Here is a 14,793-nt window from a genome sequence, read left to right on the forward strand (position 1 = left end):
GCAAAGGCGTGGATGGCCGGGACGCGCCCGGCCATGACGACGAGCATTCCATGACGGATGATGCTACGATCGTTCCATGCTGATCCTTGCCATCGATACCGCGCTGGAGGCGTGCGCGGCCGCCGTTCTCGACACCGACGCCGGCGAGCTCCTTGCGCAGGAATCGCTGTTGATGAAGCGCGGCCACGCCGAGGCGCTGATGCCGATGATCGCGCGCGTCATGCAATCGGCCAATCTCGCCTTCATGGCGCTGGACCGCATCGCGGTCACCGTCGGTCCCGGCAGCTTCACCGGCCTGCGCGTCGGCATTTCGGCGGCACGCGGCCTTGCGCTCGCGGCCAAAAGGCCGGCCGTCGGGCTGACGACATTGTCGGCCTATGCCGCCGCCATCGTCGGCCAGGGCAGAGCGGCGCCAGTGATCTCGGCGATCGATGCGCGGCACGATCACGTCTATTTCCAGATCGTCGCCGGCGACGGCAGTCAGCTGGTGCGGCCGAAAGTCGCCAGCGTCGATGAGGCGATCGCCGCCTCGGAGTTCGGCGCCCCGCACCTGGTCGGCAATGCTGCAAAAATTCTTGCCGAGCGCTGGCCGAAGGACGTGCCCCAACCGGTTGCGGTCGACGCACAGGCCGGGCCCGACATTACATGGGTCGCATGGCTCGGCGCTGCCGCCGATCCCGACGCCACGCCGGCGCGACCGTTCTATCTGCGCGCGCCCGATGCAAAGCCGGCAGTACAGAAGCCGCTCGCAGCACAAGCCGTAACTTCATGATGCCAAACTCATGATGAGGTGGTTTTCGGAATGGTGGCGCGGCGGCACCGCCGCCGTTGAGCCCGCTTCCGCGCGCGACGCCGCGCGGCTGGCACAGCTTCACGGCGCTTCCTTCGCGCGCGGCTGGGGCGAAGGCGAGTTCGAGACCATGCTCAGCGAGCGCAACACGCTCGTGCATCGACTGCGCCTGGGCCGCAAGACGATCGGCTTCGCGGTGTCGCGGATCGGCGCCGATGAAGCTGAGATCCTTTCGATTGCGGTCGATCAGGCGCACCGCGGCCGCGGCCTCTCCCGCACGCTGCTGATGACCCATCTCGGCCACCTTGCGGGACGCCGCGTCCGAACGATATTTCTGGAGGTCGAAGAGAACAACCAGCCGGCGCGACGGCTCTACGACAGGAGCGGATTCGTGGTGGTCGGACGCCGCGAACGCTACTATAAGCAGGCCAACGGGGAACAATTGAACGCACTTCTGATGCGACGTGACTTGTCGTAAGTTTGATGGCAGAAAGCGCCCCGTCAGGCAGACACCCTATGACTGGACTTAAACCTTCCTCCGTATCCAAGGCGACCGGCATCGAGGCGCGCTGTGCCGCGACCGGCATGCGCATGACCGAGCAGCGCCGTGTCATTGCCCGCGTACTTGCAGAGGCGGTCGATCATCCCGACGTCGAGGAACTGTACCGGCGCTGCGTCGCGGTCGACGACAAGATCTCGATCTCGACAGTCTATCGTACCGTCAAGCTGTTCGAGGATGCCGGCATCATCGAACGCCACGATTTCCGCGAAGGCCGCGCGCGCTATGAGACCATGCGCGACAGCCATCACGACCACCTCATCAATCTGCGCGACGGCAAGGTGATCGAGTTCACCTCGGAAGAGATCGAGAAGCTCCAGGCGGAGATCGCCCGCAAGCTCGGCTACAAGCTGGTCGATCACCGGCTCGAGCTCTATTGCGTCCCGCTTGACGACGACAAGCCGACGTCCTAGTGCCCGTAGATCTCATCATCTTCGATTGCGACGGCGTGCTCGTTGACAGCGAGGAGATCTCCTGTCGCGCGCATGCCGATGTGCTGAGCCGGCACGGCTACCCGATCACATCGGAGCAGGTGTTCGCGCGCTTTCTCGGGCGCTCGACGCGGCAAGCCAATCTCGAAATCGAATCCGAGCTCGGCCGCAAGCTGCCTGACGCCTATCACGGCGAGTTGCAGGACGAGCTGTTTCGCTCGTTCGAAGCCGACCTTGAGGAAATCCGCGGCATCCACGACGTGCTCGATGTCGTCACGCAAGCCGTCTGCGTGGCCTCCAGCGGTTCGCATCAACGCATGCGCGTGAGCCTCGGAAGCACCGGGCTCTACGAGCGCCTTGCGCCGAACATCTTCTCGGCCTCGCAGGTGAAGAACGGCAAGCCGGCGCCGGACCTGTTCCTGTTCGCGGCCCACGAAATGGGCGTACCACCAGAGCGGTGTGTCGTGATCGAGGATAGTCTGGCGGGAATTGCCGGCGCGCGGGCCGCCGGAATGACCGTGTTCGGTTTCCACGGCGGCAGCCATTGCCGCGACGGCTATGCCGAGACCCTGCGCCAGGCCGGAGCCGACCTGCTCTTTGCCGACATGCGCCGGCTGCCGGAGCTGGTCCGGCGGGTCAAGACCGACGCCTTGGCGGGCTGATTTTGCCCCCTCGCGGTCATTCCGGGGCACGTGCAGAGCGCTTGAACCCGGAATCCAGAGGATTTGGCGCGAGATTCCGCTCTTCGCGCTGACGTGCGCCCGGGAACGACGGCCTAAATGGCCTCATTCGCTGGATTCTCGCCGCTCCAGCCTATATCTGAGGGCCGTCCTCCGCCTCCATTCCGGGTTCCATGAAGCCGCCGCGCAAGCTGCACATCAAATCATATGGCTGCCAGATGAACGTCTACGATGCCCAGCGCATGGTGGACACGCTGGCCCCGGAAGGATTCGTGGAGACGGCGAACGCCGAGGATGCCGACCTCGTCATCCTCAACACCTGCCACATCCGCGAAAAGGCCTCCGAAAAAGTCTATTCCGAGCTCGGCCGCCTGCGCGTCGCCAAGGACGAGGCCGCGCGCGGGGGACGCGTGATGCAGATCGCGGTGGCGGGCTGCGTGGCGCAGGCCGAAGGCGAAGAAATCGTGCGCCGCGCGCCGGCGGTCGACGTCGTGGTCGGCCCCCAGAGCTATCATCATCTGCCCGAGCTGTTGAAGCGCGCCGGCAACCAGGGCCGCGCGATCGAGACCGAGTTTCCGGCCGCGGACAAGTTCGGCTTCCTCGCCCAGCCAAAGCCCGAGGCGATCCGGGCGCGCGGCATTTCCGCTTTCGTCACGGTGCAGGAAGGCTGCGACAAGTTCTGCACCTTCTGCGTCGTGCCCTATACGCGGGGCGCCGAAGTCTCGCGGCCGGTGGGAAAGATCGTCGACGACGTGAAGCGGCTGGCTGACAACGGCGTGCGCGAGCTCACGCTGATCGGGCAGAACGTCAACGCCTATCACGGCGACGGGCCGGACGGACAAAGCTGGGGGCTCGGCAAATTGCTCGAACATCTGGCGTGGATTCCCGGCATCGCGCGACTGCGCTATTCGACCAGCCATCCCCGCGACGTCGATGACGGTCTGATCGCGGCCCATCGCGATCTCGGCGAGCTGATGCCGTTCGTGCATCTGCCGGTACAGTCGGGTTCGGACCGGATCCTGGCCGCCATGAACCGGAAACATACCGCCGATGATTACCGGCGTGTCATCGACCGTTTCCGGGCTGCCCGCCAAGACATTGCTTTTTCATCGGATTTTATCGTCGGCTTCCCCGGCGAGAGCGAGCAAGATTTTCTCGCCACGCTCGCACTTGTCACGCAAATCGGCTACGCTGCGGCATATTCGTTCAAATACTCCGCCCGGCCGGGAACGCCGGCCGCGGACATGCAGGAGACGGTGTCCCCCCGCGAGATGGACCAGCGATTGGAGCGGCTCCAGGAACTGATCGACAGCCAGCAATCGGCCTTCAACAAGGCCGCGATTGGCGCAACGGTCGACGTGCTGTTCGAACGTCCGGCGCGCAAGGACGGCCAGATCGTCGGCCGCACCGCTTTCCTTCAGCCCGCGCATGTGATGGCCTCGCCCGACATCATCGGACAAATCCTGCCGGTCCGGATCGACAGCCTCGAGCGCTACAGTTTCCTCGGTGAGCTCGTAGCGCCGCGCACAGCACGCGAGCCCGTTTTATCAACCATTGCCACTGGAGCCTGAACCCTTGCCAAAAAGCGCATCGGATTCGTCCTCGTTAGCTCCCAGCCGCAAATTTGACCGCGACATGCAAGTTCCGCCCGAGACCCAGGTCGTCATCGACTTCGACGACAACCGCGCTGCATCCGCGCTGGTCGGCCCCTATGGCCAGAACCTGGCGCAGATCGAGCGACGGCTCGGCGTCGTCGTCGACTCCAAGGGCAACCACATCACCATCGGCGGCACGCGCGACGGCTGCGATGCCGCGCGCCGCGTGCTGGAGACGCTCTATGCCCAGGCGGTGCAGGGGCAGGACGTCGACCAGGGCGAAGTCGAAGGGGCGATCCGCGCCGTGATCGCGCAGGGCTCGCTGTTCGAGTTCGACGCCAAGTCGGCCAAGTCGACCTTCGACAGCATCAATCTGCGCAAGCGCCCGGTGCGGGCGCGCACCGCGGCGCAGGATTCCTATATCCGCGCGCTGAAGCGGCACGAACTGGTGTTCGGGATCGGCCCCGCCGGCACCGGCAAGACCTGGCTCGCGGTCGCGCATGCCGCGCAACTGTTCGAGCGCAAGGAGGTCGACAAGATCATCCTGTCGCGTCCGGCGGTGGAAGCCGGCGAGCGGCTCGGCTTCCTGCCCGGCGATCTCCGCGAGAAGGTCGATCCCTATCTGCGCCCGATCTATGACGCGCTCTACGACCTGATGGACGCGCGCATCGTCGAGCGCGCGCTCCAGACCGGCGAAATCGAGATCGCGCCGCTCGCCTTCATGCGCGGCCGCACGCTGACCAACGCCGCCATCATCCTGGACGAGGCGCAGAACACGACATCGATGCAGATGAAGATGTTCCTGACCCGTCTCGGCGAAAACAGCCGCATGATCGTGACCGGCGATCCCTCGCAGATCGACCTGCCGAACGGCCAGACCTCGGGGCTGGCGGAAGCGACCAGGCTCTTGGCCGGCGTCGAAGGCATCGCGCAAGTGCAGTTCACCGCCGAAGACGTGATCCGCCACGAGCTCGTGGCGCGGATCGTCTCCGCCTACGAAGGGCTGCCGCAGCGGCCACCCGCCGGCAACAGATCCTGACGAGACAACAGCGGAACCATGCAGGCGCGGACACAGCGCCCTTCGTTCCGAACAAAGCCATGTCGCATCCCAACCTTCCCATGACCGAGGTCCTCGTCGTCGCCGATTGCTGGCAGAGCGAGCCCGACGCCGAAGCCGTGATCCAGCGCGCGGTCGCAGCGGCGGCCGAATCGGTCGACGAAGACGTGGCGGAGGCGGAAGTGGCGGTAATGCTGACCGATGATGCCGGCATCCGCACCCTCAACAGCAACTGGCGCGGCATCGACAAGCCGACCAATGTGCTGTCGTTTCCCGCGCTCCAGCCGGAAGGCGAGTGGAAGCCGGGCGATGCGCCGCGCATGCTCGGCGACATCGCGATCGCCTATGAGACCATGCGGCGCGAAGCGGACGACGAGCAGAAGCCGTTTGACCATCATCTGAGCCATCTTGCCGTGCATGGTTTCCTGCATTTGATCGGCTTCGACCACGAAAACGACGACGACGCGGAGGAGATGGAAGCGCTCGAAACGCAGATCCTGGCGCATCTCGGCATCCCCGACCCCTATGCCGACCACTGACGGATGGATTGAGATGCCGGATTCCGACCCGACCCACGACAATCCGCGCAACACGCCCAACCTGCCGGCCGTGGTGACGCCCGGCGAGGTGCTGCGCCCGACCGCGGACGGCTGGCTGCTGCGTGCCATCCGCACGCTGTTCGGCTGGAAGGCAGGATCGGTGCGCGACGATCTCCAGGTCGTGCTCGACGCCACCACGCCCGACGACACCGGCTTCTCGACCGTCGAGCGCACCATGCTGCGCAACATCCTCGGTCTGCACGAGCGCCGCATCGCCGACGTCATGGTGCATCGCGCCGACATCATCGCAGTGAAGCGCGACATCCCGCTCGGCGAATTGATGGACCGCTTCGAGAGCGCCGGCCATTCGCGCCTCGTGGTCTACAACGAGACGCTCGACGATCCCGTCGGCATCGTCCACATCCGCGACCTGCTCGCCTTCATGACCGCGCGCGCCCGCGTGCCGGACGCAACCAAGGCCAAACGCAAGAAGCCGCTGCCGGCTGGGCTCGACTTGCGCACGGTCGATCTCGCGCTGCCGCTCCAGGATGCGCGCATCATCCGCAAGCTGCTCTACGTTCCGCCGTCGATGCGGGCGATCGACCTGCTCGCGCAGATGCAGGCGACCCGCATTCACCTCGCGCTGGTCGTCGACGAATATGGCGGCAGCGACGGGCTGGTTTCGCTCGAGGACATCGTCGAGCAGATCGTCGGCGAGATCGACGACGAGCATGACAGCGACGAGCCGCCCTCGATCGTACGCCTGCCCGACAATGCCTTCATCGCCGATGCCCGCGCCAGCCTCGACGACGTCCGCTCGGTGATCGGCGAAGACTTCGTTACCGGAGAGGCCGGCGAGGAAGTGGAGACGCTGGGCGGCTATCTCGTCAGCTTCGTCGGCCGCCTGCCGGTGCGCGGCGAGGTGATCTCGGGCCCCGGCAATTACGAAGTCGAGGTGCTCGATGCCGATCCGCGCCGCGTCAAGCGGCTGCGAATCTCGACGCGCAAGGAACGTCCAGCGCCACGCACCCAGCGTGAGAGCCGCCGCCGCGAAGCCACGCCGGAAGGTGGTCAGCCGCCGGCCGGCGACACGCCCACTCCGCCGCCTGCCGACGGGACCGGTCCGCAGTGAGCCTGTTCCAGCGCTTCCGCCAGATCGCGCTCGCCGTCATCCTGACCTGGGGCTGGAAACGCGCCGTCGTTGCGATGGCGGCCGGCGCATTGTCGGTTCTGGCGCTGGCACCGTTCAATGCCTGGCCGGTGCTGTTCATCACCTTCCCGGTGCTGGTCTGGCTGATCGACGGCGCGGGCGCCGGGCGGCTTGGCGGCGTCCCCGCCGCGGCGCTGACCGGCTACTGGTTCGGGCTCGGCTATTTCGTCCCCGGTCTCTACTGGATCGGCTACGCCTTCTTTGTCGACGCGGATGTGTTCGCGTGGCTGACGCCCTTCGCCGTGCTGGGCTTGCCGGCCTATCTCTCCATTTTCACGGCAATCGGTTTCGCGCTGGCCCGCTTGCTCTGGACCAAGGATGCCACGCGCATTCTCGCGCTCGCCGCAAGCCTCACCGTCGCCGAATGGCTCCGCGGCCACGCGCTGACCGGCTTTCCCTGGAACGCCTTCGGCTATGCGCTCTCGGAGCCGCTGCCGTTGGCGCAGACGGCATCGCTGATCGGCCAGTGGGGCATGACATTCCTCACGGTCGCGATCTTCGCGAGTCCTGCGGCGCTGATCGACCGCACGCCCAATCGCCGCATGCCATGGCGCGTGCCGGCCGCGGCGATCGCGCTCCTGATCGTGATGGGCATCTTCGGCGCCATCCGCCTGTCGCTGCATCCGACCACGATGGTCGCGGGCGCCAAGCTGCGCCTGATGCAGCCGAACCTCCAGCAGGACGCAAAGTTCAACTACGCCGCCAAGGCGGAAGTGATGAAGAAATATCTCGCGCTGTCGGACCGCGCCTCCGGACCGCAATCGACCGGCGTGCGCGATGCCACCATCCTGATCTGGCCGGAATCCGCCTTTCCGTTCTTCCTGACCCGCGAAGCCGACGCGATGGCTGAGATCGCCGAGCTGTTGCCAAAGGGAACGGTGCTGATCACCGGATCGGTGCGCGCCCCCGACCTGCCGCCGGGCAAGCCGATCACGCGCGCCTACAATTCAATCTACCTGATCGACCACGACGGCAGCGTGCTCGCAGTCTACGACAAGCTGCACCTGGTGCCGTTCGGAGAATATCTTCCGTTCCAGGACACGATGGAGACGCTCGGCTTCGAGCAACTGACGCGGGTGCGCGGCGGCTTCATTCCCGGCACGGTGCGGCACGTGCTGCCGGTGCCGGGTGCGCCGCCTGCGCTGCCGCTGATCTGCTACGAGGCAATCTTCCCCGGCGAGGTTGGGGGGCGCGATGAGCGCCCGGGCTGGATCGTGAACCTCACCAATGACGGCTGGTTCGGCATCTCGACCGGTCCGTACCAGCATCTGGAGCAGGCGCGGATGCGCGCCATCGAACTCGGGCTGCCGCTGGTCCGCTCCGCAAATACCGGCGTCTCTGCTGTGATCGATCCGGTGGGACGAACGGTCGCCAGCCTCGGGCTCGGAATCGAAGGAATTTTGGATGCAAGCCTGCCCACCGCAATCCCGCCCACTATCTATGCGAGAATCGGCGATATCCCCGCAGCCATGCTCGTCGCGCTGGCTGTGATTCTGGCGGTGCGGCGACGTGTGGCCAAACGGCACCCCTGATCACGCCGTCGTGCCGAAGCGGCCGGAAACCTTTGACAACCGTAGTCCCATGGTTGACAGACTGCACGCGGGCTCCTCATTCTGCACCGGCTGCACAAGACAGCGGTGCATTGCTAAATTTCTCCGCAATGTTTCCCCAATCAGAGTGAAGTTTTGACGTCGCTGTCACCTGAGGCAATACTTCTATTGCGCCGACGGTGGTGTTTGGAGGGCTGAGGAAATGTCGAAAGCGCCCAACCCTGTTGACAAATATGTCGGCAGTCGCGTGCGGATGCGCCGCATCATGTTGGGCATGAGCCAGGAAAAGCTCGGTGAAGCTTTGGGCCTGACATTCCAGCAGATTCAGAAATACGAGAAGGGCACCAACCGGGTCGGCGCGAGCCGTATTCAACAGATCGCCGAAATCCTCCAGGTGCCGGTGTCGTTCCTGTTCGAAGGCGGTCCGAGCGGCGTGGCCGGCCCCAACGGCTTCGCGGAAGGCGCCTCGCCCTCCTATGTCTCCGACTTCCTTGCGACCTCCGAAGGGCTCGCGCTGACCAAGGCGTTCACCCGAATCACCGATTCGAAGCTGCGCCGCTCGATCGTCGATCTCGTCGAGCAGATCGCCGCCCGCGAGGGGCCCGACAAGCGCTGACGCGCCACTTCATTCCGATTTGAGACTGCGCCAAATCTGGCCTATGTCGTCATTTGCGGGCGTGTTTTAAGCGCGTCCTCTCCGATGATCCGGTTCAAAGGCAGAGATGCGTCCATGACGAGCACCAATTCGTTCGATTCCCAAACCATTCTCGACGGCATCCGCCGCTGGGTGGAGATCGAGACGCCGACGGAAGTGCCTGAACAGGTCAACAAGCTGACCTCGCTGGTTGCCGAGCATTATCGCGATCTGCCCGTCACGCTCGAACGTGTCGCCGGCATCGATGGTTGCGGCGATCATCTCGTGGTGCGTTCGACCTGGGGCCAGGACCGGCCGGGTATCCTGGTGCTCAGTCATCTCGATACCGTTCATCCCCTGGGATTCATCGCACGCCTGCCGTTCAAGGTCGAAGGCGACAGCGCGTTCGGTCCCGGCATCTACGACATGAAGGGCGGCGCCTACATCGCCTATCACGCCTTTCGCGAGCTTTGCGTCACGGCCGATCGTTCGCCACTCGGCATCACCCATATGTTCACCTCCGACGAGGAGATCGGCAGCCCCACTTCGCGGGCGCTCATCGAGAAGGAAGGACGCAAGGCCAAGTACGTGCTAGTGACGGAACCTGCGCGCGACGGCGGCAAGATCGTCACCGGCCGCAAGGGCGTCGGTCGATTCCAGGTGTTCATCAAGGGCGTGCCCGCGCACGCCGGCTCGCGACCCGAAGACGGCCGCAGCGCCGTCCGCGAGCTCGCCAACGTCATCCACGCGCTGGAAGGGATGAACGATTTGAAGCGCGGCGTCACCGTCAATGTCGGCGTGGTGCGCGGCGGCACGCGCCCCAACGTGACGCCGGAAGAAGCCTATGCCGAAGTCGATCTGCGCGTGCCGGGCTTCACTGATGCAGACGAGTTCGTCGGCAAGATCCTCGGGCTGACATCGAAGACCGAAGGCGTCACCGTCAAGGTCACCGGCGAGCTCAATCGCCCGCCCTATGAGAAGGGCAATGCGGGCGCCTCGCTGTACGAGCATGCGAAGACGCTCGCCACGGAGATTGGCTTCGACTTGATCGACACGCACACCGGCGGTGGCTCGGATGGCAACTTCACGGCCCCGCACACCGGCACGCTCGACGGACTCGGTGTCGACGGCAAGGGCGCGCATACCCATTATGAGCAGCTCTATGTCTCTTCGCTCGAACCGCGCGCGCGACTGCTCTACCGCCTGTATCAAACGCTGCGATGAGCGAGCGCAAATCAGATCCTGAGCGCGAGGACAGCGAGCGCGCCTTCTTCGGACGCCGCAAGGGCCACAAGCTCAGGCAGCACCAGGCCGAACTGATCGATCATCTGCTGCCGCATCTTGCGCTCGACATCGCGGCTAAGGCCCCGGCGAATGCCTGCGAGATCTTCGATCCCGCAGCCGACGATGCGCGGCTCGAGATCGGATTCGGCGGCGGCGAGCATCTCGCGGCTGAGGCGCAGAGTTTTCCCGCAACCGGCTTCATCGGCTGCGAGCCCTATGTCAACGGCATGGCGAAAATCCTCGCGCAGATCGAGGCGGGCAACATCGGCAATATCCGCCTGTTCGCGGGGGATGCCGCCGAGCTGCTGGCCTGGCTGCCGAAGGCCTCGCTGTCGCGGATCGACCTGATCCATCCCGATCCCTGGCCGAAACGGCGGCACTGGAAGCGGCGCTTTGTCCAGGACAGAACAATTGCGGCGATGGCGCGCGTGCTCAAGGCCGGCGGCGAATTCCGCTTCGTTTGCGACATCGACGATTACTGCGCCTGGACGCTGTCGCATCTCGCGCGCGCACAGGATTTTCAGTGGCTTGCGGAATGCGCCGATGATTTCCGGCTGCCCTGGACCGGCTACACCATGACGCGCTACGGGCGAAAGGCTGCGCGCGAGGGACGCAAGGCGGCTTACTTGCGGTTTCGAAGGCGCTAGATCGACCGCCGGTTGCGCCAGAAATTCACGACGCGCTCTGCCGTCGCCGGCATCAGGCGCGTGAAGTTCACGCGCGCCTGCTCAAGATCGGCATCGGCCGGCGTGCGATTCGGGCCGTACCACATCAGGATCAGTGCGCGCACCGTGGGCCAGCCCAGGTTCAGCAACCGGCCCAGGATCAAAATCGGATCGTGGCGGTCGCCCGCAATCAGGCGGTCGAGGATCGTGAGTCTCACGCCGGACATCGCCGAGAGCGAGGCGATCGATTCCTCGTATTTATGCGCCTTGGCGAAGCCGAGCAGCGCGCTCTCGCCGAGATGGCCCCCGCGATGCAGGCCGAGCACCGTGCGCTGCGCGGCCGTGAAATCGCGCCGCGGGCCGGGCGGCAGCGTGGCTTCCTCGATCGCGGCCATGGCGCGCTTGATCTCGACCTGGCGGTCGGGCTTGACCACGCTCGAGAGTCGACGGCGAATGACGTCGAGCGTGCCGTTGAGAAGCTCCTTGAGATGCTCGCCGGAGAGATCCTCGCGCTGGCCGATCTTGAGCGTCAGCACGCCGTCCTGGCTCGCGCGCTTGATCAATTCCGAATAGCCGCCCGGCGAAAACATCGCGCCGGCATTGCCGGCGGCGCGGCGCACCACGTCGCGATCGCCGCGCTCGACCAGCACGTCGGTGATCTGCGCCGACAATGTCGGCCGCTCCGTCATCGCCAACAGATGACCCTGGCCCTTCAGCCGCGCGATATCGACGAGCGCGGCTTCATCGAGCACGGGCGAGCGGCGCAGCAGGGGACCCGCCACCATGATTTCATTTTCGCGGGCGAGCTGGCCCACCAGACGAGGCGGTGCATTGTCCAGTTGCGAGAAGCGCTCGGCGAGATCGGTACGCGAGGCAAGCTCGGCATGCGGGACAAGGTCGATCAGAAGATTGTCGAAGAGTTCGACGAGATCGGGACGAAGCTTTGCGGCGTCCTGGAAGAACAACTGGGCGATGGCGCGCGCGATCTCGCCACGGCGCTTGGGATCGCCGCGTCTGACGATATCGTCCAGTCCGGGAATGAGCGACGTGGCAACGGTCATGGAAACGCAACTCAAATCTGGCACGCCGCGGGCGCGCCATAGGCTCAAGCCGCCCCGCAATCGGGGAATTTAGGCCCCCTTCATGAAGGAAGCGTTGCTCCCGGGGGCGCCAAACGGGACGCAAAAAGCCCGCGCGCGTCTGCGATGGGCCTTGTCCGGGAGGGTAGAAAGGGCTATATCAGCGCCAACTTCATCTTCTCATACGATCCGCGTAGTGAGAGTGGGCCCGAAAGGACCCGCTCTTTTTTATTACCTGAACGCGGTTTGACGAAAGATGCCCGCCCCGACGGCCCGTCGGGACGAAGAGTTCCGAAGCAGGCTCTGAAGTCGTAAACCTAGCCTTAACCATCGAGCGCCCCGACCCTGGATATGACCGAACCGAACACTGGTTCCACTGATGCCGAGTTGCTGGCCGAGCCGCGGCTTGTGGTCGAGCCGGGCGTGGCCGCGCGGGTGTCTGCGGTCGCAGGTCCGGTGCTCGAGGGAATGGGCTACCGGCTGGTGCGGATCCGCATTTCCGGCGAGGCCGGCTGCACCGTGCAGATCATGGCCGAGCGTCCGGACGGCTCGATGCAGATCGAGGATTGCGAGGCGATCTCGCGGGCGCTGTCGCCCGTACTCGATGTCGCCGACCCCATCGAGCGCGCCTATCGGCTGGAAATTTCCTCGCCCGGGATCGATCGTCCGCTGGTGCGGCGCTCCGATTTCGAGCGATACACGGGCCACCTCGTCAAGGTCGACATGGCCGTCGCCCATGAGGGACGGAAGCGGTTCCGCGGCACGCTCGTGGGCGTCGAGGGCGACTGCATCCGGCTGACGCGCGACGACATCAAGCCCGGCGACGATGCCAAGGTTCTCCTGGTGATGGAGGACATTGGCGAAGCACGGCTGGTGCTGACCGACGAGCTGATCGCGGAATCCATGCGCCGCGGCAAGGCCCAGGCGCGCGAGATGCGCCGCAATCTCGGCCTGGAGCCACCGGCTGCGCCGCACGCCAGCATCAGCGAGAAAACGACCAAGAACACCAAGCCGAAAAAGAAGCCGGCACCGACCAATACAAAGAAACATCGCCTTGCCGCCGACCGTGCGCGGCGCGGCGAGATCGAGCCTGACGAAGGAGACTAGCCATGGCAGTCAGCGCCAATCGACTCGAACTGCTCCAGATCGCCGACGCCGTTGCCCGCGAGAAATCGATCGACCGCGGCATCGTCATCGCCGCGATGGAGGACGCCATCGCCAAGGCAGCGCGTGCCCGTTACGGCAGCGAAACTGACGTTCATGCCGAGATCGACCCGAAGAAGGGCGAGCTCCGGCTGTCGCGCCACATGCTGGTCGTCGACAAGGTCGAAAACCATTCCAACCAGATCTCGCTGGCGGACGCGCAGCGCGCCAATCCCGGCGCCCAGGTCGGCGACACCATCGCCGACACCCTGCCGCCGCTGGAATATGGCCGCATCGCCGCGCAGTCGGCCAAGCAGGTGATCGTGCAGAAGGTGCGCGAGGCCGAGCGCGACCGGCAATATCAGGAGTTCAAGGACCGCATCGGCGACATCGTCAACGGCGTCGTCAAGCGCGTCGAATATGGCAGCGTGATCGTCGATCTCGGCCGTGGCGAAGCCATTATCCGCCGCGACGAGATGCTGCCGCGCGAGGTGTTCCGCAACGGCGACCGCGTCCGCGCCTACATCTTCGACGTCCGCCGCGAGACCCGCGGCCCGCAGATCTTCCTGTCCCGCACCCATCCGCAATTCATGGCCAAGCTGTTCGCGCAGGAAGTGCCGGAAATCTATGACGGCATCGTCGAAATCAAGGCGGTCGCCCGCGATCCAGGCTCGCGCGCGAAAATCGGCGTGATTTCCCGCGATTCCTCGGTCGATCCGGTCGGTGCCTGCGTCGGCATGCGCGGCTCGCGCGTGCAGGCGGTGGTGAACGAATTGCAGGGCGAGAAGATCGACATCATTCCGTGGTCGCCCGACATTGCGACCTTCGTGGTCAACGCGCTGGCGCCGGCCGAAGTCTCCAAGGTCGTCATCGACGAGGATCGCGAGCGCATCGAGGTCGTGGTGCCCGACACCAACAACCAGCTCTCGCTGGCGATCGGCCGCCGCGGCCAGAACGTGCGCCTCGCCTCGCAGCTCACCGGCTGGGACATCGACATCCTGACCGAGCAGGAGGAATCGGAGCGCCGCCAGGCCGATTTCGAGAACTCCACCCGCGTCTTCATGGAATCGCTCAATGTCGACGAGGTGGTCGGCCAGTTGCTCGCGTCCGAAGGCTTCACCTCGGTCGAGGAACTCGCGATGGTGGACATCAAGGAACTCGCCGGCATCGAGGGTTTTGACGAGGAGACCGCGCAGGAGCTCCAGAATCGCGCCCGCGAATATCTCGATCAGCAGGAAGCCGAGCTCGAGGCCAAGCGCGTGGAACTCGGCGTCGAGGACGCCGTCAAGGACGTGCCCGGCGTGACCTCGAAGATGCTGGTGAAGTTCGGCGAGAACGACATCAAGTCGGTCGACGACCTCGCCGGCTGCGCCACCGACGATCTAATCGGCTGGACCGAGCGCAAGGAAGGCGGCGAGCAGACCAAATTTGCCGGCGCGCTCGAAGGCCTCGGCGTCTCCCGCGACGATGCGGAAGCCATGATCATGCAGGCACGCGTCAAGGCGGGCTGGATCACCGAGGCTGATTTGGCCAAGCCGGCCGAAGAGGCTGAGGCGGCCGAAGATCAGCCGGCTTAA

Annotated in this window: 15 protein-coding genes; 14 read left to right on the forward strand and 1 reads right to left on the reverse strand. The window is 65.2% G+C overall.

The genetic code is table 11. From position 1 onward, the window contains the following. Positions 1–76: 76 nt before the first annotated feature. From tsaB to ABIB73_RS13005, 12 genes are all read left to right on the forward strand, one after another. Positions 77–772: a tRNA (adenosine(37)-N6)-threonylcarbamoyltransferase complex dimerization subunit type 1 TsaB gene (gene tsaB, locus ABIB73_RS12950; protein ID WP_354224605.1), complete on the forward strand. Its 696-nt coding sequence runs from the start codon at positions 77–79 to the stop codon at positions 770–772. 10 nt (positions 773–782) lie between these two features. After that, positions 783–1,268, forward strand: a complete 486-nt coding sequence (gene rimI, locus ABIB73_RS12955; RefSeq protein WP_354224607.1) for a ribosomal protein S18-alanine N-acetyltransferase — start codon at positions 783–785, stop codon at positions 1,266–1,268. A 38-nt stretch (positions 1,269–1,306) separates the two neighbouring features. Continuing rightward, on the forward strand, positions 1,307–1,762 hold the full coding sequence (locus ABIB73_RS12960; protein ID WP_354224609.1) for a Fur family transcriptional regulator: 456 nt from the start codon (positions 1,307–1,309) through the stop codon (positions 1,760–1,762). After that, complete coding sequence (locus ABIB73_RS12965; protein ID WP_354224610.1) at positions 1,762–2,442, forward strand: HAD family hydrolase; 681 nt, start codon at positions 1,762–1,764, stop codon at positions 2,440–2,442. Before ABIB73_RS12960 ends, ABIB73_RS12965 begins: the two co-directional genes overlap by 1 nt. A 191-nt stretch (positions 2,443–2,633) precedes the next feature. Next, the gene (gene miaB, locus ABIB73_RS12970) at positions 2,634–4,031 is read left to right on the forward strand and encodes a tRNA (N6-isopentenyl adenosine(37)-C2)-methylthiotransferase MiaB (RefSeq protein WP_354224612.1); all 1,398 of its coding nucleotides are present in this window, start codon (positions 2,634–2,636) and stop codon (positions 4,029–4,031) included. A 64-nt stretch (positions 4,032–4,095) separates the two neighbouring features. Further along, the gene (locus tag ABIB73_RS12975; RefSeq protein WP_354224614.1) at positions 4,096–5,094 is read left to right on the forward strand and encodes a PhoH family protein; all 999 of its coding nucleotides are present in this window, start codon (positions 4,096–4,098) and stop codon (positions 5,092–5,094) included. 59 nt (positions 5,095–5,153) lie between these two features. After that, positions 5,154–5,651: an rRNA maturation RNase YbeY gene (gene ybeY / locus ABIB73_RS12980; RefSeq protein WP_354224616.1), complete on the forward strand. Its 498-nt coding sequence runs from the start codon at positions 5,154–5,156 to the stop codon at positions 5,649–5,651. Positions 5,652–5,664: 13 nt separating this feature from the next. After that, entirely contained in the window at positions 5,665–6,783 is a 1,119-nt protein-coding gene (locus ABIB73_RS12985; RefSeq protein WP_354224618.1) for a hemolysin family protein, read from the forward strand. Beyond that, a complete protein-coding gene (gene lnt / locus ABIB73_RS12990) occupies positions 6,780–8,393 on the forward strand; it encodes an apolipoprotein N-acyltransferase (protein WP_354224620.1) in 1,614 nt (537 codons plus the stop codon). The genes ABIB73_RS12985 and lnt overlap by 4 nt, the downstream gene beginning before the upstream one ends. Positions 8,394–8,613: 220 nt before the next feature. Next, positions 8,614–9,027 (forward strand): helix-turn-helix domain-containing protein, encoded by a 414-nt coding sequence (locus ABIB73_RS12995; protein WP_194478651.1) that lies wholly within the window; start codon positions 8,614–8,616, stop codon positions 9,025–9,027. An 84-nt stretch (positions 9,028–9,111) separates the two neighbouring features. Beyond that, positions 9,112–10,269, forward strand: a complete 1,158-nt coding sequence (locus ABIB73_RS13000) for a M20 family metallopeptidase (protein ID WP_354224622.1) — start codon at positions 9,112–9,114, stop codon at positions 10,267–10,269. Further along, positions 10,266–10,976: a tRNA (guanine(46)-N(7))-methyltransferase TrmB gene (locus ABIB73_RS13005; RefSeq protein WP_354224624.1), complete on the forward strand. Its 711-nt coding sequence runs from the start codon at positions 10,266–10,268 to the stop codon at positions 10,974–10,976. Before ABIB73_RS13000 ends, ABIB73_RS13005 begins: the two co-directional genes overlap by 4 nt. Here ABIB73_RS13005 and ABIB73_RS13010 read toward each other — a convergent pair. Beyond that, the gene (locus ABIB73_RS13010) at positions 10,973–12,055 is read right to left on the reverse strand and encodes a DUF2336 domain-containing protein (RefSeq protein ID WP_354224626.1); all 1,083 of its coding nucleotides are present in this window, start codon (positions 12,053–12,055) and stop codon (positions 10,973–10,975) included. The genes ABIB73_RS13005 and ABIB73_RS13010 overlap by 4 nt on opposite strands. A gap of 369 nt (positions 12,056–12,424) precedes the next feature. Between ABIB73_RS13010 and rimP the strand changes: the two genes are divergently transcribed. Both rimP and nusA read left to right on the forward strand, forming a co-directional pair. Then, positions 12,425–13,180: a ribosome maturation factor RimP gene (rimP, locus tag ABIB73_RS13015; RefSeq protein WP_354224627.1), complete on the forward strand. Its 756-nt coding sequence runs from the start codon at positions 12,425–12,427 to the stop codon at positions 13,178–13,180. Between the two features lie 2 nt (positions 13,181–13,182). Beyond that, positions 13,183–14,793 carry a transcription termination factor NusA gene (nusA, locus tag ABIB73_RS13020; protein WP_354224629.1) on the forward strand — a complete coding sequence of 537 codons (1,611 nt, stop codon included), beginning with the start codon at positions 13,183–13,185 and terminating at the stop codon, positions 14,791–14,793.

The sequence above is a fragment of the Bradyrhizobium sp. F1.4.3 genome, assembly GCF_040548375.1.
Taxonomy (GTDB): Bacteria; Pseudomonadota; Alphaproteobacteria; order Rhizobiales; family Xanthobacteraceae; genus Bradyrhizobium.